The 24,011-nt window shown below is 60.4% G+C and carries 13 protein-coding genes; 5 read left to right on the forward strand and 8 right to left on the reverse strand.

What is annotated here, in order from left to right:
• Positions 1 to 6 precede the first annotated feature (6 nt).
• Genes BLU78_RS03670 through BLU78_RS03685 form a run of 4 tightly spaced genes read right to left on the reverse strand, consistent with a single transcriptional unit; the run spans position 7 to position 7,915 of the window.
• On the reverse strand, positions 7 to 1,638 hold the full coding sequence (locus BLU78_RS03670) for a sulfatase family protein (RefSeq protein ID WP_010263266.1): 1,632 nt from the start codon (positions 1,636 to 1,638) through the stop codon (positions 7 to 9).
• Positions 1,635 to 3,233 (reverse strand): arylsulfatase, encoded by a 1,599-nt coding sequence (locus tag BLU78_RS03675; RefSeq protein ID WP_010263264.1) that lies wholly within the window; start codon positions 3,231 to 3,233, stop codon positions 1,635 to 1,637. The genes BLU78_RS03670 and BLU78_RS03675 overlap by 4 nt, the downstream gene beginning before the upstream one ends.
• Positions 3,234 to 3,257: 24 nt before the next feature.
• Complete coding sequence (locus BLU78_RS03680; RefSeq protein WP_010263262.1) at positions 3,258 to 4,796, reverse strand: sulfatase family protein; 1,539 nt, start codon at positions 4,794 to 4,796, stop codon at positions 3,258 to 3,260.
• Positions 4,793 to 7,915: a glycoside hydrolase family 2 protein gene (locus tag BLU78_RS03685; protein WP_010263259.1), complete on the reverse strand. Its 3,123-nt coding sequence runs from the start codon at positions 7,913 to 7,915 to the stop codon at positions 4,793 to 4,795. The genes BLU78_RS03680 and BLU78_RS03685 overlap by 4 nt, the downstream gene beginning before the upstream one ends.
• A 287-nt stretch (positions 7,916 to 8,202) precedes the next feature.
• Between BLU78_RS03685 and BLU78_RS03690 the strand changes: the two genes are divergently transcribed.
• The 3 genes from BLU78_RS03690 to BLU78_RS03700 all read left to right on the forward strand — a co-directional run bounded on the left by BLU78_RS03690 (position 8,203) and on the right by BLU78_RS03700 (position 15,438).
• Positions 8,203 to 12,255, forward strand: a complete 4,053-nt coding sequence (locus BLU78_RS03690; protein WP_010263257.1) for a hybrid sensor histidine kinase/response regulator transcription factor — start codon at positions 8,203 to 8,205, stop codon at positions 12,253 to 12,255.
• Positions 12,256 to 12,404: 149 nt separating this feature from the next.
• Positions 12,405 to 14,330, forward strand: a complete 1,926-nt coding sequence (locus tag BLU78_RS03695; protein WP_074711994.1) for a heparinase II/III domain-containing protein — start codon at positions 12,405 to 12,407, stop codon at positions 14,328 to 14,330.
• A 22-nt stretch (positions 14,331 to 14,352) separates the two neighbouring features.
• Positions 14,353 to 15,438, forward strand: a complete 1,086-nt coding sequence (locus BLU78_RS03700) for a glycoside hydrolase family 88/105 protein (RefSeq protein WP_010263255.1) — start codon at positions 14,353 to 14,355, stop codon at positions 15,436 to 15,438.
• 95 nt (positions 15,439 to 15,533) lie between these two features.
• On the opposite strand, the gene BLU78_RS03705 is transcribed toward BLU78_RS03700, so the two are convergent.
• The 4 genes from BLU78_RS03705 to lon form a co-directional block, all read right to left on the reverse strand.
• Positions 15,534 to 16,499 (reverse strand): KpsF/GutQ family sugar-phosphate isomerase, encoded by a 966-nt coding sequence (locus tag BLU78_RS03705; protein ID WP_020693003.1) that lies wholly within the window; start codon positions 16,497 to 16,499, stop codon positions 15,534 to 15,536.
• Positions 16,500 to 17,252 carry a 3-deoxy-8-phosphooctulonate synthase gene (gene kdsA / locus BLU78_RS03710; RefSeq protein ID WP_026020757.1) on the reverse strand — a complete coding sequence of 251 codons (753 nt, stop codon included), beginning with the start codon at positions 17,250 to 17,252 and terminating at the stop codon, positions 16,500 to 16,502.
• Between the two features lies 1 nt (position 17,253).
• On the reverse strand, positions 17,254 to 18,000 hold the full coding sequence (kdsB, locus tag BLU78_RS03715) for a 3-deoxy-manno-octulosonate cytidylyltransferase (RefSeq protein WP_010263247.1): 747 nt from the start codon (positions 17,998 to 18,000) through the stop codon (positions 17,254 to 17,256).
• Between the two features lie 144 nt (positions 18,001 to 18,144).
• Complete coding sequence (gene lon / locus BLU78_RS03720) at positions 18,145 to 20,577, reverse strand: endopeptidase La (protein ID WP_010263243.1); 2,433 nt, start codon at positions 20,575 to 20,577, stop codon at positions 18,145 to 18,147.
• A 113-nt stretch (positions 20,578 to 20,690) separates the two neighbouring features.
• Here lon and BLU78_RS03725 point away from each other — a divergent pair, with 113 nt between their 5' ends.
• Both BLU78_RS03725 and rnhA read left to right on the forward strand, forming a co-directional pair.
• Positions 20,691 to 23,318, forward strand: a complete 2,628-nt coding sequence (locus tag BLU78_RS03725) for a valine--tRNA ligase (protein ID WP_010263239.1) — start codon at positions 20,691 to 20,693, stop codon at positions 23,316 to 23,318.
• A 195-nt stretch (positions 23,319 to 23,513) separates the two neighbouring features.
• Complete coding sequence (gene rnhA / locus BLU78_RS03730; RefSeq protein ID WP_026020756.1) at positions 23,514 to 23,978, forward strand: ribonuclease HI; 465 nt, start codon at positions 23,514 to 23,516, stop codon at positions 23,976 to 23,978.
• The last annotated feature ends 33 nt before the right edge of the window (positions 23,979 to 24,011 follow it).

A 24,011-nucleotide genomic window follows, 5' to 3' on the forward strand; every position in this document is an offset into this window, starting at 1 on the left:
GTCGGTTCAGTGTTTGTAAGTTGTCACGTCGCTTGTTTTGCAGCCGATGCGCGTGGCGACGGCCGTCAGGGTTTGCCCTGGTTGCAAACGCACAGGAGCGGTATAGAGCAGCCAATGCTTTTCGCTGTAACCGCGTCCGTCAATCTGGTAGGCGATCGAGGCGCCTTTCGTCGCGCAGACGATCTTCACGCTGCCGTTCCGGTCGCTGCGAACCTCCGGAGCTGCGACTCCGGGCTGCACGCCGCCCGGCCAGAGCCGTTCGCGCAATTCCGCTTCGGTCAGTCCCAGGTAGGGATTGTAGCGGTTGTCCCAGCGGGTCAGTTCCCGGCGCATCCGTGCGATGTCGCGGGCGTACCGCGGATCGTCGATCAGATTGTGCATCTCGTGCGGATCGTTGTCCACGTCGTAGAACTCCTCCGTGCGGCGGGGCTTTTCGAACCAGCGGCGCGACTGTTCGTCGAGCTCGCCGCGCTCGTAGAGCTCCACCATGTTGCGCATCATCGGCATATTGAGCCGTGAAAGAACCTGCATGTAACCGGATTTTCCGGGCAGGTGGTTGCGTACGTAACGGTAACGGGCGTCCCGGACGCAGGTCTGGCGTTCGACGATCTCGTCGAGGCGGTCGCGGGCGCCGTAAACATAGGAGCGTTCACGGCCTTCGTACCGGCCCAGAAACGGAATGCCGTGCATGTACGACGGCGGGCGAATTCCCGCCAGCGAGAGGATCGTCGCCGGGATGTCGGCGAACATCAGCAGCCGGTCTTCGACGGTCCCGGCACAGGTCCCGTCGGGGAAACGCACCATGAAGGGCACCAGCGCCCCGCTCTCGTAGAGCTCGCGTTTCTGACGCGGCAGCGGGCCGCCGTTGTCCGAGTACCAGATGACGATGGTATTGTCGAGCAGTCCTGCGTCGCGCACCTCGTCGATATAGCTCTGCATCTGGCGGTCCATTTCGTGAACGTTGCTGTACATGACCGCCCAGTCCCGGCGCGTCACTGCGTTGTCGGGATGGTAGGGCGGCAGAACGACCTCATCGGGCGACAGGACGAGCGGTTCGTCCGCCCGTTTCCATACCTGCGATTCATGGGTTACCGTCATGTTGAAGATGGCGAAGAAGGGCATTCCTTCGGGGCGGTTTTTCCAATGGGCCGTCTTGCTGCTCTCGTCCCAGGCCGTCACGGGCGGTTTGAACTGGTAGTCGGTCTTTACGTTGTTGGTGCAGTAGTAGCCCGCGGCGCGCAGAAACTCGGTGTAGCATTTCACCCCGTCGTCCGGTACGGCTTCGTAGGGCGGCACGAGCCCTTCGGTCAGGGGTTTGGTGTTCGACGTCCGCATGTAATTGGCCCCGAACGAAGTCGGGAACAACCCGGTGATGAGCGATGCCCGGCTGGGTGCGCTGACGCCGATGGTGGTGAACATGCGCGTATAACGGATTCCCTCCCGTGCGAAGCGGTCGAGATTGGGCGTGTCGGCCAGTTTGTCGCCGTAACAGCCCAGATAGGGACTGATGTCTTCGCACACCAGGCAGAGAATGTTGGGCCGCCGCTCGGGAGCTTTCCGCTCCCGGGCGATGGCTGCCGAACCGGGCGATGTCGCTGCCGCCAGTACGGTAATTCCTAACAAACCCGTCGTTTTCATAAATTCTTTTTAAGATGAGGATGCGCCTTGGTGATCGACACCCGCTTTTTCCACGCCTCGAACATCGCGTTCATACGCGTTACGGTTTCCGGATGCGAAGCGGCCAAATCCCGGGTCTCCGACGGATCAACCTCCATGTCGAATAACGACCAGGGGGCGTCCGAACCGTGTTTCACGAGTTTCCATTTGCCGTCGCGGACCGCCCGCCCGTGCTGCCATTCCCAAAAGAGCGGCTTTTCGCGCACGGGTTTCTCGTCGCGGATGACCGGGAGCAGCGAAACGCCTTCGTAGGGTACGATCCTGCGTCCCTTGTACTCCTCGGGATAAGGTGCACCGGCCAGATCGACGAACGTGGCCATGATGTCGATGAAATGGCCCGTGAAATCGGACAAGCGGCCCGGGTTGCGCAGACCGTTGGGCCACGCGGCGATCATCGGGGCCGAAATGCCGCCCTGATAGCTGTAATTCTTGAAATAACGCAGCGGCGTATTGGCCACATTGGCCCAATCGGGCCCGAGCGACGTCCAGCAGGTCATCGAGCCGATCTCACCGTAGCTGTCTTTCAGCTCCACGACCTCGGCCGAAGCGCCGTTGTCCGAAACGAAGATGATGAGCGTATCGTCGAACTTGCCCTGCTCTTTCAGTTTGCAGATCACACGGCCGATGTTTTGGTCCATGCGGTCGATCATCGCCGCATAGACGGCCATCTTGCGCTCCTCGACGGCCCGTTCTTCGTCGCTGAGCGACTCCCATTTCCGGAACGTGGCCTCGGAAAGGCGGTAGCGGTCGTCTATCAGCCCCATGGAGCGCTGTTTTTCATAACGCGCACGGCGGACGGCTTCGTAGCCGTCGCGGTATTTGCCTTCGTATTTGGCGATGTCCTCGGGCCACGCCATCAGCGGGTCGTGAGGGGCATTGTAGGCCAGGTAGAGGAAGAAAGGTTTTTCGCTCCCGGCATATTCGTCGAGCCATTCGAGGGCGTAGTTGGTGAAGTAATCGGTCGTGTAGAAATCCTTTTCTTTGGGTGTGAACGGAGCGTAGGTCTGTTTTTCCACGCACCAGAACCGGTTCTTCACTTTCTGCGCCGGCACGCCTTCGCCGTCGCGCTGGCAGCCGGGGTTGAAATAATTGCAGGCTCCGTCACGCAGTCCGTAGAAGTGGTCGAAACCGCGTGTGCGGGGATTCTCGGCGCCATGATGTTTGCCGGACCACAGAGTCGTGTAGCCTGCCGTTTTGAGGTATTCGCCCAGGGTCACGCTGTTTTCCAGCGGTCCGCGGGCATCTTTGAAATAGCCGTTCTGCTGGGCGTAAAGTCCCGTCAGCAGGCACGACCGCGACGGATAGCTTTTCGACGTGTTGTGGAACTGGGTGAAACGAACGCCCTGACGGGCCAGTTCGTCGAGGTTAGGAGTCTGCACCTCGCTGCCGTAACAGCCGATGTCGGACCAGCCCAGGTCGTCGGCCGAAATAAGCAGTATGTTCGGGAGCGGCTGCTCGGTCCGGGGACGCTCGGCGGCTTTCTGGGCCGGGGCGGCGTTCCACCATACGGAGGCGGCGAAAAACAGCGTCAGACGGGTAAAACGGGTTTTGTTCATCGTAGGTTCGGTTTTGGGTCGTGTTTATTCTTTGGGGGCGGGAAACGTCCGCATCTTGCCTTCGAGGCGCGGATAGCTCTCCCAAATCTCGGGGTCAACGCCCACGCGCGGATCACCGGTTTCGGCGAGCCGCATTTGCAGCCGTGAACGCAGGCGTTCGAAGATGTCCGAATAATGGGGATCGTCGGCTACGTTGTGCAGGCAGCGGGCATCGCTTTTCAGGTTGTAGAGTTCGAATTCGGGGCGCCGGGCCACGGCGGCATCGAAATAGGATTTCACCTGCGGATTCTCGCGGTTGTCGATCAGATAAGTCTTCGACGGGGCTGCGTCGATGTCGTAATAGGCGCCGTGCATCGCCGCCGGGCGGCCTTTCTTGTCGAGCGCCTGCGGATCGCCCGCCGGCCAGCGCTCGGGATGGAAATTGCGCACCAGCAGGTAGTTGCCCGACCGGATGCTGCGCATCGGATAACCCTGGTTATTATATCGTGAGCAGGAGTGTCGTTCGCGTCCGGCGTAAACCGCTTCGGAACCGTATTCCGCGGCCCGTCCTTCGAGCAGCGGCAGCAGGCTTTCGCCGACCAGCACGCTGTCGGCGCCGTAGGTTACGCCCGAGGCTTCGAGCAGCGTCGGGAATACATCCACCAGGCTCACCGGCGATTCGACGACCTGCCGCGGCCGGATGCGTTCGCCCCAGCAGACGGCCAGCGGCACGTGCAGTCCGGCATCGTAGCAGTTGGCCTTGGCGTGCGGGAACGACATGCCGTTGTCTGCCGTGACGATGACGATGGTACGGTCCAGTTCGCCGCGGCGTTCCAGCTCTTCGAGGCAGGAGCCGAGGTGTCGGTCGAACCACTCGATCTCAACGGCGTAGTCGAGGATGTCGCCGCGGACCGGATCGGCATCGGGCAGAAATCCCGGGACCTCGGCTTCGTCGAGCGCGTGTCCGGCTTTCACCCACGAGGCGTTTTCGTAAGGACGGTGGGGTTCGTGGGTCCCGAGCCAGAAGCAGAACGGCGCTCCTTCGGGGCGTTCGGCAAGGAACTTGCGGAAATTGGCCGCGTAGTCGATCTTCGAAATGCCGCTGTAAGGCGGGTCGAGACGGCACTCGTTATATTCGGGACCGGCCGGATTGTGTTCCCGTCCGGAAGCCGCCCAGTCGCCGGGCCCCCAGCCTTTGCCCGTGTAGCCGACGTGGTACCCGGCCTCGCGGAAAACGTCGGGATAACACGTGTAACGTGCCGGAAACGAACTGGCGTGCGTTCCGGCCTCCTCGATCTGCCAGGGATAGAGTCCCGTCAGAATGCTGGCCCGCGAGGGGCTGCTGCCGGGCGAGGTGACATAGGCGTTGTTGAACAGCGCCCCGTGGCCGGCGACATAGTCGAAACCGGGAGTCGAGACCGTTTTGCATCCGTAAGCCGAGGCGTAGGGCCACGACTGGTCGTCGGCGATGACGAAAAGGATGTTGGGACGCGTGTCGGACGTGTCGGCGCAGCCGCCCGACAGCGCGGCCAGCGGAGTCAGCCCCGCGGCGCAGAGAAGGTGTTTATGCAAGTCGGTTCTCATAGTTCATTCAGATTGCGGGGTATGGCCAGCGGGCGGTCGAAACGGAACGTGTAACCGTCGCCGTTGCGAACGACCGAAGGGTTGATGCGGGCGAGGTAATCCATTACACGGCGCCGTTCGGCGGGGGCGAAATCCGTGAATTCGGGGTGCAGCAGTTCCACGGCACGTTCCACCGAGGCGGCGACGGCCGAATACCGGTAGGTCGTATTGCCGTATTGCAGGGGCGCGGGCTGTGTCGACCGTTCGGGATTGCGCACGTAGACGATGTCGAGACCGTCGGGAATCGCGTCGATCAGGCGGATCGTCTTGCCGATGTCGGTCATGCGGCCGCGGACCAGCATCCGGTCGGCGTAGTAGCTTTTGAGCTCTTCGGTGTAGGCCGGGTGGAAATGGCGGTTTTCGATCGAGCGCGAAAGCATCCGCAGGTCGTTGTAAGTCCGGGCGATGAAGTTATAGTCGTCTTCGGTCAGTTCGCCGCGGGTGTTTTCGATGTAAACGGTCAGTTTTTTCACGAGACATTTGAATTCGACGCTCTTTTTGTCGATCTGCGGATTCCGTGCGAGGACGAACTCTTTCATCTGCCGGGCATACTCTTCCTTCGACGCTGCTTCGATCTGCTCGGGTGCAAAGATCGGCCGCATCTCTTCGACATACTCCACGACCTCGCGGAAAGCCGTGTCACGCCGTATCTTCGCGCGTCCTTCGTCCGAGAGGCGCGGTTCGAAGATGCCGTCCGCAGTCTTCTCCTTCACGGCGTGCGTGCGGATCGTGATTTTGCCGGATGCAAGTCCGGGCGACGAGACCGTCACGGTGATCCGTCCCGGGCGAGCCGTGGAGCGCACGACGTTCGGCACGGGGGCTGTCACATATCCGGTTCCTTCGTCCGAAAGCGTCTTGTCGATGTCGCTCGTGTAGAGCGGGCAGCCGACCAGCGTACCCTCTCCTTCGACGTTCCATGCGAGCGGTCCGGAGAAACCCTGCACGGGGTTGCCGTCGGCATCGACCACCCCGGCCGTGACGATGTCCAGTCCGCTGCGGTCGGCGGGAATTCCGCCCCGGAGGGCTGTCAGCACGATGGCTGCCGGTTCGCCGGCCATCACGACCCGGCATTCCCGGCGCTCCTTGCCGCGTATGGCCACCGCCCGGAGCGTTTCGGAAACGATCTCCACGTCGGGAAACTCCACCGTGAAGAAATTTTCTTTGGACGGATGCCTTACACCGAGGCTGCGGTTGCCGGCAAACAGCTCCACGCGTTCGCAATTGCTGTCCACGCGGATCGTGCGGCGCTGTCCGAGGTATTTGCGCTGCCAATAGTGGGGATGGACGAAGACCATCGGCTCCGGGAGGTAATTGGCCTGCCAGAGATAATACATATATTTGGGAATCCGGTAGAGGTCCACCCATCCCTTATAATTGATGTTTTTCAGCGGGGCATCCTTGTAGATGCGGTCGCAGCCGTGGTCGGCGTATAGCCACCCTACCACCTGGCCGTCGATGCGGCCGCGGATGCTGCCGTCGGCGACGCGTGCCATCGTGTGCTGCCACTCCTCGGTGCCGGCCAACTGGCCGCTCTTGGCGACGGCGGCATTGTTTTTCGGTTCGAGGTTTTTCACGTCCGTATCGGTCCAGCCGCGGATGGTCACGCGCAGCAGGTTTTCCATATCGAGGTTTGAAGCGTGGTGCGTCACGAAATCGCCGTAATTCTCAGCCTTGCGTTCATGGATCAGGCGCGTGGAGTCCTCCTCGCGGGTCCAGCGGGAATCCGCGGCGTTCGAGGTTTCGTTGCCGACGCTCCAAAGGAAAATCGAGGGGTGGTTCCGGTCGCGGCGTACCATTTCGCGCATGTTGTGTTCCTGCACCTCGCGGTCGAAATCAATGGCCTTGTTGTTGGGAACTTCCTCGACGGTGATGATGCCGTGGCGGTCGTTGAAGTCGTAGACCGCCGGCATGTGCGGATAGTGGGCCGTACGCATGAAATTGGTGTTCATGCCGTAGCGGATGTCCAGCATGTCGCGTTCGGTGAGCCACTGCGGCATGGCGTCGCCCAGCCACGGGAACTCCTGGTGACGGTTGGTGCCGTGGATATGGATTTTCTTTCCGTTGACCGAGAGCGTATTGTCGTCGTAGTTCCACGCAAACCAGCGGAAGCCCAGCGGCGTATGGTAGGTATCCAGCAGCCGGCCTGCGGCGTCGCGTATTTCGCTGTAAATATGGTAGAGGTAGGGGGATTCGGGGCTCCAGAGCCGCGGTGCGCGGAGCGTGTCGCTCCATTGGCAGAATCCGGCCAGTTCCCCGGCGGCGATGTCTCGGCGTTGTTCCAGTACGGCGATCACCTTGCTGTCGGCATCGGTCACGACGCTGCGCAGGTTCACCTCCGCCGGTTGCGGCGTATCGTTTTTCACATAGGTACGCAGGCAAAAACGCGCTTCGCGCTCGTTTACGAGCGGTGTGGTGACAAACGTGCCGCCCTCGTGCTTGTAACTGCCCTGAAACGGGATGTAGACGGGATTTTTGACGACGATCCGCACATCACGGTAAATGCCGCCGTAGACGTTGAAATTTCCGGCCGTGGCAGGCGGAATGGTGCCGAACCTGTCGTCGCGGCGGTTCGACACCTGCACGGCCAGCAGGTTCTCCCCGCCGAAACGGATATGGGGTGTCAGGTCGAAATAGAACCCGTTGTAACCGCCCTTGTGATCGCCGAGCAGCGTTCCGTTCAGATAGACCCGGGCGTATTTCTGCACGCCGTCCAACTCGACGAAGATTCGTTTGCCGCGCAGTTCCTCGCCGATCACGATCCGTTTGCGGTACCAGCCCCAGCCGTTCCACCAGTAAGAGTCTTCGCGTTCGGAGGCGAATTTGATATAGGGATGGATGTCGCCCGTCGTTTCGTAGGTCATCCAGGTATGGGGCAGCGCTATGGCCTGCCATGTCGCGTCGTCGTAGTCCGGTGATGCCGGTGCGGCGTCCTCCTTTCCGGAAGGGAAATAGCGAAAAGTCCAGTCGCGGTCGATCGTCCGTTCGGTGCGCACCTGCCCGGGCCGGTAGCGTCCGGCATGACAGGGGGATGCGGCGGCAAGCAGCAGGATAAGCGGCAGGATGCGTTGCAGGAGGTTCATCGTCGTTTCGGTTTTTCGGTATTGCAAAGTTAAGTGCCGGAATTCGAAAACAAGGCCTGCAAATCCTGCATAAAAGGGGGCGCAAGCGTGAAATTCCAGCGGTCCGGATGTTTGAAAAACGATTATTATTGTTTAAAAATCGTGCATACGTCACCCTTAAAACATTGTTTTATAGCGGATAAAAGGTCGCTTCGGAGGTCTGACGCCCCGATGCGATTTTTAGACGCGGATCGTGCGATAATCCGAAAAATAAAGATAAATTTGCAGTAAACGACGGCGGTCCGCCTATGAAACGAATTCTCCCGGTCATATTTTTCGCGCTCTCCTGTACGGAGGTGCTCTTCGCTGCAAGCGTTACGGATTACCGCCGTCCCCGTTACGGCCAGCCGCTTACGAACAACAACATCACGGCGCTGGCGCGTGATCCGCTCGGATTCCTCTGGGTCGCATCCCGCGGCGAGCTGGCCCGTTTCGACGGTCTCTCGTATCATCCGCTGGACGGGATGCCCGGTACGGAGCTTTTCGAAGGCGGAAACATCGTTCAGTCCATGGAATTTCTCACGGGAGACAGCCTGCTGCTCTGTACCGACAGGGGGCTTTACCTGCTGGATGTCCGCCGCCACAGGCTCGCGCAGTCCGCGACGATGGCCGGCATCCGGGTTTATACCGTCCTGCGTACCGCCGGAGAGTGGCTGATGCTGAGTACCAACCGCGGTATTTACCTCTATACGCCTGCCACCGACCGTTCCGAACCGCTCTACGCCTATGCTCCCGACCCTCAGACAGGACCGAATGCGGGGTTGTGTTCCGTTGTGCGCGACCGCGAGGGCCATCTTTTGGCAGCGGTCAACGGCGTACTGGTCCGCCTGAGGCTGAGACCCGAAACACTCCGGAAGAGCGGAACCCCTGCACCCGGGGAGCTGTTGGCGGGGACCGACACGCTGGCGGTGCTCGGCTCGAATTATCGCATGGCCGTCGACCGATTCGACAATGTCTTTCTTTACGACCGGCAGCGGTTGCTCTCGGCGCGTGTCGGGGAGCTCGGGAACGCCGATCCCTTCCGTGTGCGCCACATCGAGGTTTCGACCCTTGCCGCAAGGGGCAATGATCTGCTGCTGGGCATACGCGGGCAGGGGAATACGATCATCCGCCGCGACGACGAGGGGCGTGAGACAGCGTCGGAACGGCTGCTCACCAGTCCGCATTTCGACGATATGAGCAGCACGACGAATACCTTTTACGACGACGGGCGGGGCAATCTCTGGCTCGGAACCCGCGACGGGCTGTTCCGCTTCGAAGAAAAGAGCCAGGGTCCGTTCGTCAACCTGAAAAACGACGTCGAATCATCCAATACGCCCAGTCATAACACCGTGTCGGACATCTGGATCGAGGAACGCAACACGGTATGGCTCGCCACGGCCTACGGGCTCAACCGCATGACTTTCGACGGGTCGGCAGCCGGCACCTACCGCATCGAGCGCTTCTTCGCTCCGTCGGGCGACCGCGACCATGTTTCGTCCAACAAGATCGAGCGGATCGAACTCGATGCCGACGGGATGATGTGGCTCGGGACGAAGACCGGCATCCGCTTCTTCGACCCCCGGAACGACCGGTTCGGCCGGAATCCCTCGATCGAACGGGTCGTCGGGAAGAGCAATTTCGTGAGGGCGCTCTACCGAGATTCGGAAGACAACATGTGGATCGGGTTTGAAAACGGCGGCCTCTATCTCCACGAAGCGCTCAGGGACACGACCTACCGGGTGGAGGTGCCCTCCGGAAAGGGCGTTCTGGATAATTGTACGGCCGTCGAGGGGGACCGGAACGGATATGTCTGGGTCGGTTCGAAACACGACGGACTGTTCCGCCTGCCGGCAGACCGGGAAGCGGAGGCTCCGCGCGGTTATGCGCTCGCCGACAGAGCCGGAAATCCCGTGACGTGGGTATCCTGCCTGTTCGTCGATCCGTATAACAATATCTGGTGCGGTACGGCCTGCGGTTTGTTCCGCTACGATTACAACGGGGACCGATTCGCGTTCGTCGATCTGCCGCTGACGGATAATTCGCCCTATATCAGCGGTATCATCAACGATGACCGCGGTAATTTGTGGATCGCCACGACGGCCGGCGTCTGCAAATACGGTCCGTCGGACGGCACAGGGCAGTTCATTGCGCTCGACAACGGCCGTTTCAGCCGCCCCGGGTTCGTTTTCGGCTGCGCCAAGGACAGCGACGGCTATATCTTCATGAGCGGCATCAACGGCCTGACCTATTTCCATCCGAACCGGGTTGCCGCCGACACCACGCGCTACCACACGTTCATCACCGATTTCAAGGTCCACAACCGCTCGCTCGTCGTGGGCTCGCCCGAACTGCCGCAGGACATCAACTACACCGACCGGATTACGCTGCGCCATCAGGACAATCAGATATCTTTCTCTTTTTCGGCGCTCTCGTTCGTCGCGCAGGACAATCTCCAATACGGCTACATGCTCGAAGGCATCGACTCCGAATGGATCTATGCCGGGTCCGAACCCCGTTACGTATCCTACGGCAATCTGCCTACGGGAACTTACCGACTCCGCATGCGCAGCACCAATACCGCCGGCGTCTGGCAGGAAGAGGCGCATGCGCTCGAGATCCGCATCCGCCCGCCGGTGATGTGGGCCTGGTATACCCAGCTGGCCTATGCACTGCTGCTGGGACTCATCGTCTGGATGGGTGTAAGGGCCTGGCGCGTGCAGGAGAAACTGCGCACGCAGAAGGTCGTGGACCGTCTGCGGCTGAAATTCTATACCGACATCTCTTACAGCATCAGAACTCCGCTCTCGTTGTTGCAGGCCCCGTTGCAGAAGCTTATCGACGATTTCGACCGGACGCCGGGAGACCGGGCCAAGTATATGCTTGAAACCGTGCGCCGCAGCAGCAACCGGCTGTCGCTGCTGATCGACCAACTGGTCGATTTCTGCGAGATAGACCAGGGAAGCGCCGCGTTGAAACTGACACAGACCGATTTTATCCCATATGCCGAGAATATCGCCGGGGCTTTCCGTCATCTGTTCGAGGGAAAAGGGATCGCATTCGATTTCGTGTCAGAGGTTGCCGCCGCACCGCTGGCCTTCGACCGCGACAAGATCGAGAACGTCTTTTTCAGCCTGCTCTCCAACGCCTACAAGTTCACCGAACCGGGCGGACGGGTCGTGCTGACCTGCCGGGCGGACGGGGACGGAAATACCTGGGTCGAGGTGAGCGATAACGGTACGGGTATCCGTCCGGAGAATCTCGGCCGTATTTTCGAGCGGTTCTGGTCGGACGGCAGCGCCGAAAGCGGTTCGGGTATCGGCCTGGCTCTGGCCAAGGAACTGGTCGAACTTCACCGGGGGCGCATCGAGGTCGAAAGCGAGCCGGGCAGAGGCTCGGTTTTCCGTTTCTGCCTTCCGGCCGACAACCGGCGTCTGCACCGGGACGGTAATGAGATTCCGCACGACGACTCGTCGCACTCGGCCACGCTCGACGAATACATCCGGACGATCGACACGGGCACGGGTCCGGGCGACTACTGCAAACCGGGGGCTCCGCTGATCTATGTCGTCGCCAAGGACAAACAACTGCGCCGGTTTCTCGAAAAGATGCTTCGTCCCGCCATGCGGGTCGAGACGTTCGCTTCGCCCGAAAGCGTCTACGAACAGGTCGTGCGCAACAAACCCAAACTGGTCATTTCCGGCGTCGTCTTTTCCGAGGGCAAAGAGGGCCTGGAACTGTGCCGAAAGATGAAATCCGCCGCCGCGACCAACTGCATCCCGTTCCTTTTCCTGACCTCGTATTCGCAGGACGAGATCAAAAAGGAGGGATACGAATACGGAGCCGACGCCTATGTCACCAAACCTTTCGAGGTAGATTACCTGCTGGTGCGCATCCGCAGTCTGATCCAGTCGCGGGAAATCATCCGCGAACGGATCAAACAGGAGTTCATCGCCAGTCCCAAAGAGATACAGCTCGTTTCGGCCGACGACAAGTTCCTGGCCCGGGCCATGCAGGTCATCGAAGAGAATATAGCCGACGAGGAGTTCTCGGTGGACATCTTCGCCGGGAAGATGCACCTGAGCACTTCGATGCTCTATCGGCGTATCAAAGGTCTCACGAATCAGTCCCCGAGCGAGTTCTGCCGCAGTATCCGTCTCAAACGCGCCGCGCAGCTGCTCACGACCAAAGCCTATACGATCTCGGAGGTCGCCGTGAAGGTCGGGTTCTCGGATATTCGCTATTTCAGCACTTGCTTCAAGAAGGAGTTCGGCATGACGCCTTCAGCCTATCAGCAGGCCAACGGGGGTGTCTCCGACTGACGGCGCTGCACGATTTGCAGCACTCCGGCACACGATATGCAAACCTCTGCCGGCCCGGTGCGCGGGATTTCGGCATCAGATTTCACGATTTACAGCCCCTCGGTTCGGACGGGAATGGTTATTTTTGTGCTGTCTCAAAATTTATGATTATGACACGATTCCGCATCGCCGGCCTGCTTCTGTTTCTCATAGCTTTATTCCGTCCGCTGGACGGTGCGGCGCAAAATCCCTCCGGCCTTGCCGTCTCGGGGCCGCATCCGCGGCTGCTGCTGCCACGCGGGGGCGAACGGCGGATCGAAGCCAAAATCGCTTCGGACGATTTCCTGCGCAGCATTCACGAAGCGATCCTTCACCAGAGCGGCAAATACCTGAAAGCCCCGCTGCTCGAACGCACGTTCGAAGGTTCGCGCATGCTCGCCGTGTCGCGCGAGGCGCTCACGCGCATCTATTTCCTGAGCTATGCGTGGCGCATGACCGGAGATGACCGCTACGCCTGTCGTGCCGAGCGGGAGATGCTCAATGTCTGCGCCTTTCCCGATTGGAACTCCTCGCACTTTCTCGACGTGTCGGAAATGACGATGGCCCTGGCCATCGGGTACGACTGGCTGTATGACAGCCTTGCGGAGTCGACGCGGCGGACGGTCGCCGAAGCGATGTTCCGGCTGGGCATCGCCGAAGGAGTGCCTGAGACCACTTCGGCGCCCGAGAATTGCAAGTGGCTGAAAAAGAAGAATAACTGGAATCCGGTCTGCAACGCTTCGATGGCTTTCGCAGCGATCGCAGCCTACGAGCTGGACCCTGAATTGGCGCGTCGGATCATCGCCCGCTCGATCCGGCTGGTGCGCGAAATCGGTATTCCGGAGTATGCACCCGACGGCAACTATCCCGAGGGCTATACCTATTGGAATTACGGCACGGCCTACGCCGTGATGCTGATCGATGCTTTGGAGGGCGTTTACGGCACTTCGTTCGGACTGGCCGACGTCCCGGGATTCCTCCGTACACCGGAGTATATCCTCCAAATGTCGACACAGGGCCTCGGCTGCTGGGCTTATGCCGACTGTACCGCACAGGACCCGCAGAGCATGAAGAATTCCTATCCGATGTTCTGGTTCGCCTCCCGCACCGGAAACCCTTCGCTGCTGTGGGCCGAAAAGCAGAAGATCGATGATATGATACGGTCCGGGGCCAAATCACGCATGTACCGGGTGCGTTATCTCCCTTCGGTGATGCTCTGGGCCGCGGAGAAACCTTTCGAGGGGATGACGGCTCCGCAACAGCGTCTTTACGTCGGACAGGGCACGACGCCCGTGGCAATCATGCGCAACCATTTCGGCGGTGACGATGAGATTTTCGCCGGACTGAAAGGCGGCAGTTGCGGACACAACCATTCGCACATGGACATCGGCAGTTTCGTAATGTACCGCGGAACGAAACAATGGGCCAAAGATCTCGGTATCCAGGATTACTATTCGCTGGAAAAATACGGCATCGAATTGGGCGACCGCTCGCAGTACTCTTCGCGCTGGAAAGCCCTGCGGCTGAGCAGCCGGGTGCATAACATGATGACGTTCGCCGATTCGCTTCAACGCGTCGACGCCCGGGCGAAGATCGTTGCTTCCGGCGACCGTGAGGGTTTCGTCTACGCCGTCACGGACCTTTCGAAGGCCGATGCGGCGGCTGTCGCAGCCCACCGCCGCGGCGTGGCCATTGTCGGGGACAGCTATGTCGTCGTCCGCGATGAGGTCACGAACGGGGACCGCGAAATGCCCCTGCGCTGGGCCATGCTGACTCCCGCCGAAGTGCGGATCGTCGATGACCGGACGGCGGAGCTGACGCTTGGGGACGAACGGTTGTCGATGCGGGTCGAGGGCGACGGCGTGCAGCTCGGCACCTGGTCGACAGAGCCCCGCCACGAATACGACGAGCCCAATCCCGGAACGGTGATGGTAGGTTTCACGGCTACGCTCGCTCCCGGTGCCCGGACGGCCTATACCGTGCGGCTGATCCCGGCCGATGCGGCCGGAAAAGCCGGTGATCCGATTCCGGCCCTGGAAAAATGGAATACCCGATAATACAGAACTGTAAAACCTCGATATGAAACGTATTTTTCTTCTCTTGCTGTTGGCGGCCGGGCTTTGCGGACCGCTCGCAGCCAAAAGTCCCGCGGCACGCGACCGCGAACTGATCGACCGGGCCGCACGTTGGCAAATCCGGAATTTCACCGATTCGTTGCTTCCCAAAGGCCACTGGGCCAACGGCGCCCTCTACCGCGGTATGGCCGAATGGGCTGCCGAGAGCGGTGACGAGTCCGTCTGGACGTTCCTGCGCGGGATCGGCGAAGCCTGTGACTGGGACATGCTCGAGCGGGTTTACGACGCCGACGACCTCTGCATCGGGCAGACTTACATGTTGCTGGCCGGCAGATACGGGGACCCGGCTATGGCCGCAAAGGTCCGTGAACGGGTCCGCTACGTCATGTCGCATCCCGATACGAATCCGCTGATCACCCCCAAAGGTAAGTACTACCGCGACCGCTGGGGCTGGTGCGATGCATTGTTCATGGCGCCGCCTGTCTATGCGCAGTTGGCGCAGTGCGACGGCCGTGCGGACTACCTCGATTTCTGTTTTTCGGAGTTCAAAGTGACCACCGATGCGCTTTTCAGTTTCGAAGACGGACTTTTCCACCGGGACCTGCGGTTGGTGAACGACCGTGAGAAAAACGGCGAGAAGGTATTCTGGGGGCGCGGCAACGGCTGGGTTTATGCCGGACTTGCACTTCTATTGCAGTATGTGCCGGAGAGCCACCCCAGTTATGCCTATTACCTCGATTTGTTCCGTCGCATGTCGCCCGCGATCCTGCGCTGTCAGGATGCGAAAGGTTCGTGGCATGCGGGTATGTATGATCCGCAGAGCTGGCCCCAGCCCGAGAATAGCGCTTCGGGGTTCTTCGTCTACGGATTTGCGTGGGGTGTGAATAATGGCATCCTGACCGATCCGGCTTACCGCAAAGCGGCGGTGAAGGGATGGAAGGCGCTGAAGAGTCATGTTCAGAAAGACGGAAAACTGGGTTACGTGCAGCCTATCGGCCATGATCCGGCTCATGTGACGGCGGAAATGACCGCTCCTTACGGTGTCGGGGCTTTCCTGCTTGCAGCGGCGGAAATGATGCGTATGAAATAGCAGCCCGACAAGTCGGTAGTGATCCAACCTTTCTAACGCACGGTCTATACCTAACCCGCTTTTTCAAAGGAGATTCGCAAAAAAACTCCTCTTTTTTACAGTTTGATGTCGTAAATCTGAATCACGCCCGAGAGTTTTCCGGCGGCATCCGTCACCAGCAGCGAAGTGACCTTGTTGCGGGTCATCATCTTTTCGGCTTCGATCAGTTTCTCATCCGGTGAGATGGTCTTGGGGTTGCGCGTGGCGATATCCGCGGCTTTGATGTTGAAGAACTCCCCGCGCAGGCGCTCCATCGCGCGGCGCACGTCGCCGTCGGTGACGATGCCCTCGATCTTCTCGCCGTCGCAGATCACGATCAGCCCCAGCCCGCCCTTCGAAATGGCGTGGATCATCTCCGCCGCCGGGCAGTCGGGGGCCACCACCGGCAGGTCGTGGTCGCGCATGACATTGCCCACGGTCATCAGCAGACGCCGCCCGAGGCTTCCGCCCGGATGCAGGCGCGCGAAATCGACGCTCGTGAAACCCCGCATCTGCATCAGCGACACGGCCAGCGCATCGCCCATGGCAATTTGCGCCGTGGTCGACGAGGTGGGTGCGAGGTGCAGGATGCAAGCCTCTTCGCGGACCCCTACGTCCAGATGCACGTCGGAATTCTTGGCCAGCGCCGACTCGGGATTACCGGTCATCGAAATGATCCGGTTGCCGTTGGAATGGATAAAGGGGACTATTTTCAGTATCTCGTCCGTCTCGCCCGAATAGGAGAGCGCCACCACGATATCCTCCTTCGAAATCATGCCCAGGTCGCCGTGGAAAGCCTCTCCGGGGTGTAGAAAAAAGCTCGGAGTGCCGGTCGAGGCGAGCGTCGCGGCGATCTTGCGCCCCACGAGGCCCGACTTGCCCATACCCGTAATGATACACTTGCCGCGGCTTTCGAGAATCATCTCCACGGCCACAGCGAACTCGTCGCCTAAGGTCTCTTCCAAATGTTTGAGCGTCAGCATCTCCGTATGGATCGCCTTGCGGGCCACCGCGAGAATCTGCGCCTTTGTCGTATCGGTCATTTACAGCAGGGATTTAATTAACGCCTCCAGTTCATCGAGCGGCAGCATGTTCGCGGCGTCGCTCAGGCCCTTGTCGGGATCGGGGTGCACCTCGAAGAAGAAACCGTTGGCCCCGAACGCCCTGGCCGCACGGGCCATGGCGGGCACGAACTCCCGGTTGCCGCCCGTCTTGCCGCCGGCCGCACCGGGGCGCTGCACCGAGTGGGTGCAGTCCATGACGACCGTGGGGGTAATCTTCAGCATATCGGGAATGTTGCGGAAATCGACGACCAGATTGTTGTAGCCGAACGAATTGCCGCGCTCGGTCAGCCAGATGTCGGCGGCTCCGGCCTCGCGGGCCTTTTCGTAGGGATATTGCATGTCGGGACCCGACAAAAACTGGGCTTTTTTGATGTTCACGACCTTGCCGGTCTTCGCCGCGGCGACCACCAGATCGGTCTGGCGGCAAAGGAACGCCGGAATCTGGATCACGTCGACCACCTCGCCTACGGGCGCTGCCTGCCACGCCTCATGGATGTCCGTGAGGAGTTTCAGCCCCCATTTCGCCCGCACGTCGGCAAGCATTTGCAAACCTTTTTCGAGCCCCGGGCCGCGGAACGACGCAATCGACGTGCGGTTGGCCTTGTCGAACGACGCTTTGAAGATGATGTCCGTGCCGAGCGTCCGGTTGACGGACACCAGCCGTTCAGCCACGACATCGAGCAGTTCGGCCGATTCGATCACACACGGACCTGCGATAAATTTCATTGCCATACTATTTAATTAAAAAAGCTTCCGCTTTCTCCAGGTCCTCGGGGGTGTCGATACCGATGGTCTCGACCTCCGAGATACCCACACCGATTTTATAACCGTTCTCCAACCAGCGCAACTGTTCCAGCGATTCGGCCTTTTCGAGCGTCGACTGCGGCAGCGCCGTCACAGCCCGCAGCACGTCGGCACGGAAGGCGTAGAGCCCGATATGCTTATAAAAGGTATGGCGTGCAAGCCACTCCTCGCGCGGAACGCCCCGCAGGTAGGGAATCACCGATCGGGAAAAATAGATGGCCCGCGACTGTGCGTCGAGGACCACCTTGGGCGAGTTGGGATTTTCGAGGGCGGCGAGTCCGTCGGCCTCCGTAAAAGGTTTCACGAGCGTGGCGATGTCGGTCGCGGGGTCGTCGAAACACCGCTTCACAGTCTCCAACTGCGAGGCCTGGATAAAAGGTTCGTCGCCCTGCACGTTCACGACCACGTCGTACTCCGCGCCCAGCCGGTCATAGGCCTCCCGGCAGCGGTCGGTACCGCTCCGATGATCCGGGGAGGTCATTTCGACCCGCCCTCCGAAAGCCCGCACGGCGTCGTAGATACGCTCGTCGTCGGTAGCCACCACGGCGTCGTCCAGCACGCCGGCTACCTGCTCGTAAACCCGCTCTATGACGGGTTTTCCGCCCAGCATGGCCAGCGGCTTCCCGGGGAAACGGGTGGACGCATAACGCGCCGGAATGATCGCGATGAATTTCATAACATAAAACTATCTGCATTCGGTCTGTCAGCGTGCTCCGGCCAGCCTGCCTCGCGGCGTTCCGCCGCGTCTGCAAGTCTGACCCCACCCCAAACCCCTCCCTCGGGAGGGGCTTGTCGCACGCGACCGGACATATCTCAAAAACTACTTTTCCAAAGCCAGTTTCAGCACCTCGTCGTTGGTCTTCACGTAGTGGAACGTCAGCCCGGCGATGTAGTCCTCCTTAATCTCGGCGATGTCTTTGCGGTTCTCCTCCGAGAGTATCAGCTCGGTGATGCCGGCGCGCTTGGCGGCCAGAATCTTCTCCTTCACGCCGCCCACGGGCATCACCCGTCCGCGGAGGGTCGTCTCGCCCGTCATGGCGATCCGCTCCTTCACCTTGCGGCCCGTGTAGGTCGAGACGATCGAGGTGACCATCGTGATACCGGCCGAAGGACCGTCCTTCGGAATGGCACCCTCCGGCACGTGGATATTGATGTCGTTCTGCTCGAACATCGCGGGGTCGATCCCTAACTCCTTGTGATGGGCCATCACCCACTCGTGGGCGATCGTGGCCGACTCCTTCATCACCTCGCCGAGATTGCCCGTGAGGCTCACCTTGCCCTTGCCGGGCGTCAGCACCGACTCGATATAGAGAATGTCGCCGCCGACCTCGGTCCAGGCGAGGCCCGTCACGACGCCCGTCATGCCGCCCACTTCATACTCCTCGCGGAGGAACTTGGGCATGCCGAGAATCTTCTCGACATCCTTGGCCGTAATCTCGGGTGTAAAGGCTTCGTCGAAAGCGATCTGCTTGGCGCGGGCGCGGGCGATCTTCGCCAGGTTCTTGTCCAGCGAGCGGACACCTGCCTCGCGCGTATAGCCCGAAACGATCCCCTCGACGGTCTCCGCCGACATCGTCATCTCCTGCTCTTTGATGCCGTGGGCCTCGCGCTGCTTGGGCAGCAGGTGGTCCAGCGCGATGCGCACCTTCTCCTCCACGAGATAACCGGGAATGTTAATCATCTCCATACGGTCGCGCAACGCCGGGGCGATGTTGGCGATATTGTTGGCCGTGGCGATGAACAGCACTTTCGACAGATCGTACTCCATGTCGATATAGTTGTCGTGGAACGTGGTGTTCTGCTCCGGATCGAGCACCTCCAAAAGGGCGCTCGACGGGTCGCCGTGGTTTGAAACCGTCACCTTGTCCACCTCGTCGAGGATAATCACGGGGTTGGACGATCCGCACCGTTTGATGGTCTGGATGATCCGGCCCGGCATGGCGCCGATGTAGGTGCGGCGGTGTCCGCGAATCTCCGACTCGTCGTGCAGTCCGCCCAGCGAGATGCGGCCGAACTTGCGGTCGAGCGCTGCGGCGACCGACTTGCCCAGCGAGGTCTTGCCCACGCCCGGAGGGCCGTAAAGGCAGAGGATCGGGGATTTGAGGTCGCCTTTGAGTTTGATGACCGCCAGATGCTCCAGAATGCGCTCCTTCACCTCGTCGAGACCGAAATGATCGCGGTCGAGCTGTTCGCGGGCGCAGTTCAGGTCGAGGTTGTCCTTCGTCACGTCGTTCCACGGCAGCTCCAGCAGCAGGTTGAGATAGGTCATCTGCACCGAGTATTCGGCCACGGCGGGATTCAGCCGCTCGACCTTCTGCAACTCCTTCTCGAAAGTCTCGCCCACCTCCTTGGGCCAGTTCTTCTTTTTGGCCGCCTCGCGCATCTTTTCGATGTCGGCGTCGGCGCCGTCGCCCAGCTCGTCCTGAATGGTGCGCATCTGCTGCTGCAGGTAATAGTCGCGCTGCTGCTTGTCGATCTCCTGTTTGACACGCTCCTGAATCTGGTTTTTCAGCTCGGCCAACTGCTGCTCGCGGATGAGTATTTCGAGCAGTTTGCGGGCGCGGGCCAGCAGGCCGGGGGCCTCCAGCAACGACTGACGGTCTTCGTCCGTAAGCTCCATGTTGGAGCAGATGAAATTGATGATTCCGCGCTTCGAGTCGATGTTTTTGATGGCGAAGGCCGCCTCCTTGGGCATCGACGGCGAGACGTTGATGATGTTCAGCGCCACGTCGCGGATCGAGTCCACGAGGGCCTCGAACTCGATGCTCTTCAGGTCGGGGGTCGAGTCGCGCAGGGCTGTCACCCGAGCCTTGAAATAGGGCTCGGTGGTGATGTACTCCGTGATCTCGATCTTCTCCAAACCGTTCAGGATCACCGTCAGGTTGCCGTTGGGCATCTCCAGAATCTTAATGATGCGCGCCGCGGTGCCGACCTTGTACATGTCGTCCGGCGCAGGGTCCTCAACGTCGCTTTCGCGCTGCAGCACGGCGCCCAGGATGCCGCCTTCGGCATTCACCGCGCGGACGAGGTTGATGCTCTTGTCGCGGCCTACCGTAATGGGGGTTATCGCCCCCGGGAAAAGCACCGAGGAGCGCAGCGTAAGGATGGGTATGATCTCGGGAACCTCGACTTCCTCCACGGGTTCGTCACCGCCGGTGACAATGGGAATCACGTGGTGTTTGCCGTCGAGCAGTTCGGGGACCAGGTTCACGTCGTCTACTTCGAAGGTTTCTATCTTATCTTTTTTGCTCATAGTATACAAATATATAATGTTGCAAAGGTAACGTTTTTTCAGGAATTTTATTTTATCTTTGACAGAATGTTAATAACTTTGCACCCCTGAAAACAAAGTAAAATCTACGCGCTATGCAAATCGCCGACAAATACGCACCGCAGCAGATCGAGTCCAAGTGGTACGACTACTGGATCGACCGGGGCATCTTCCACTCGGAACCCGACCAGCGGGAACCCTACACGATCGTCATTCCGCCCCCCAACGTGACGGGCATGCTCCACATGGGGCACATGCTCAACAACACGCTGCAGGACGTACTGGTGCGCCGTGCGCGCATGTCGGGCAAAAACGCCTGTTGGGTGCCGGGCATGGACCACGCGTCGATCGCCACGGAGGCCAAGGTGGTGGCGATGCTCCACGAAAAAGGCATCGAAAAGGCGTCGCTCTCGCGCGAGAAATTCCTCGAATACGCCTGGGAATGGAAGGAGAAATACGGCGGCGTGATCCTCAAACAGCTGCGCAAACTGGGCGCCTCGTGCGACTGGGACCGCACGTGCTTCACGATGGACGAAGCCCGCACGGAGAGCGTCCTGCGCGTCTTCTGCGACCTCTATGAAAAGGGGAAAATCTACCGCGGCGTGCGAATGGTCAACTGGGACCCCGCGGCGCAGACGGCCCTTTCGGACGAGGAGGTGGTCTTCAAAGAGTCGCACGGCAAGCTCTACTACCTGCGCTATGCGGTCGAGGGGACGGACAAGGCGATCATCGTCGCCACGACGCGCCCCGAGACCATTCTGGGCGACACGGCGCTGTGCGTCAACCCCAACGACCCGCGCTATGAATGGCTGGCGAAGGACGCCCGTGTGACCGTGCCGCTGGTGGGCCGTTCGATTCCGGTGATCCGCGACGAGTACGTGGACATCGAGTTCGGAACGGGCGCCCTGAAGGTGACCCCGGCGCACGACGTGAACGACTACATGCTGGGCGAAAAATACGGACTCGAAACCATCGATATTTTCAACGACAACGGCACGATCAACGACAAGGTGGGCCTCTACGTGGGTCAGGACCGTTTCGACGTGCGGCGGCAGATCGAAAAGGACCTCGCGGCGGCGGGCCTGCTGGAAAAGACCGAGGACTACACCAACAACGTGGGCTATTCGGAGCGCACGGGCGTGGCCATCGAACCCAAGCTCTCGATGCAGTGGTTCCTCTCGATGCAGGAGTTGGCCGAGCCCGCGACGAAAGCCGTGATGGAGGACGCGATCCGCTTCGTGCCCGAGAAATACAAGAACACCTACCGTCACTGGATGGAGAACATCAAAGACTGGTGCATCTCGCGCCAGTTGTGGTGGGGCCAGCGCATTCCGGCTTACTACCTCCCCAAAGGCGGCTTCGTGGTGGCCCTGACGGCCGAAGAGGCGCTGGAAAAAGCCCGCGCGAAGAGCGGCGACGCATCGCTGCAACTGACGGACCTGCGACAGGACGAGGACGTGCTGGACACGTGGTTCTCGTCGTGGCTGTGGCCCATCTCGGTGTTCGACGGCATCCGCTTCCCGGACAACAAGGAGATCAGCTACTACTACCCCACCGACGATCTGGTGACCGGTCCGGACATCATCTTCTTCTGGGTGGCCCGCATGATTATGGCCGGGTATGAATACCGTGGGGAAAAGCCCTTCTCGAACGTCTACTTCACGGGTATCGTGCGCGACAAGATCGGTCGCAAGATGTCCAAGCAGCTGGGCAACTCGCCCGACCCGCTGGACCTGATCGACAAGTTCGGCGCCGACGGCGTGCGCATGGCCATGCTCATTTCGTCGTCGGCCGGCAACGACGTGATGTTCGACGAGGCGCTGTGCGAGCAGGGCCGCAACTTCGGCAACAAGATATGGAACGCCTACCGGCTCGTAAACGGCTGGACGGTGGACGCCGCAGCGTCGCAGAGCGAGAACAACCGCCTCGCCGTCGCGTGGTTCGGGCAGGCGTTGGGCCGCTCGCTCCGCCAGATCGACGAGGATTTCAGGAGTTACCGCATTTCGGAGGCTTTCAAAGAGGCTTACCGCCTGTTCTGGGACGACTTCAGCGGTCTCTACCTCGAAATGGTGAAGCCCGCCTACGGACAGCCTATCGACGCCCCGACGCTGGAGGCGACGAGAGGCTGGTTCGACGCCCTGATGCGCCTGCTGCACCCGTTCATGCCGTTCGTCACGGAGGAGATCTGGCAGGACCTCGCGCCCCGCGCCGAGGGCGCCTCGATCTGCGTGGCGCAGATGCCCGAACCCGCGGCCGAAGACGCCGCGATGCTGGCGCGCTTCGAACTGGCCAAGGAGATCATCACCTCGGTGCGCAACGTCCGCAACCAGAAGAACCTGCCGCAGAAGGAGGAGCTGACGCTCCGGGTGATCGTCGATGAGAACTACCCCGCGGAGTTCGCCCCCGTGCTGGTCAAAATGGCCAACCTCGCAGCGATCGAAGCCGTGACGGAGAAAGACCCGGCGGCCGCGGCGTTCATCGTCAAAACGACCCAGTATTTCGTGCCGATGGCAGGCAAGATCGACACCGAAGCCGAGCGCAAAAAACTCTCCGACGACCTGGCCTACTACGAGGGATTCCTCGCCTCGGTGATGAAGAAGCTCTCGAACGAACGCTTCGTCTCCTCGGCGCCCGAGAAAGTCGTAGCCAACGAACGCGCCAAGCAGGCCGACACTGAAGCCAAGATCGCGGCGCTGAAAGCACAGCTTTCCGCACTGAAATGAGTAAAAAGTCGAAAGCGGAAAATTGAAACTCAGTTTTCCGTCATTGCGAGCGAACAAAAGCGAGCGTGGCAATCCGACTGAACGCCACAACGTCGCCACTCCGGCGCAGATTGCTGCGTCGCTGCGCTCCTCGCAATGACATCGCCCGTTAACCTTGCACTTTTCGCTTTTTTCTTCAAACCTTTCACCTCGAATTTGGCACAAATTACCATATACACCGACGGCTCGGCCCTCGGAAACCCCGGCCCCGGCGGCTACGGCGCAGTACTCCTTTCGGGGCAGCACCGCAAGGAGCTGTCGCAGGGCTTCCGCCTCACGACCAACAACCGCATGGAACTCATGGCCGTGTGCGTGGCGCTCGAGACCCTCAAATTCGAGGGTTCGGACGTCGTGATCTACTCCGATTCGAAATACGTCGTCGACGCCGTTTCGAAAGGCTGGGTCTTCGGCTGGGTGCGCAAGGGATTCGCGGGCAAGAAGAACCCCGACCTGTGGATGCGCTTCCTGCGTGCGTACAACCGCCACAACGTCCGGTTCGTCTGGGTCAAAGGCCATGCCGACACGGTGGAGAACAACCGCTGCGACGCGCTGGCCGTCGCGGCGGCGAACGACAGGGCGCACTGGCTCGAAGATACGGGATACGACCCTGCGGAGCGGTAAACGGAAACGTTGCCGCTCCGTTTTTTTTTGGTC

The organism is Alistipes timonensis JC136, from assembly GCF_900107675.1.
GTDB lineage: Bacteria > Bacteroidota > Bacteroidia > Bacteroidales > Rikenellaceae > Alistipes > Alistipes timonensis.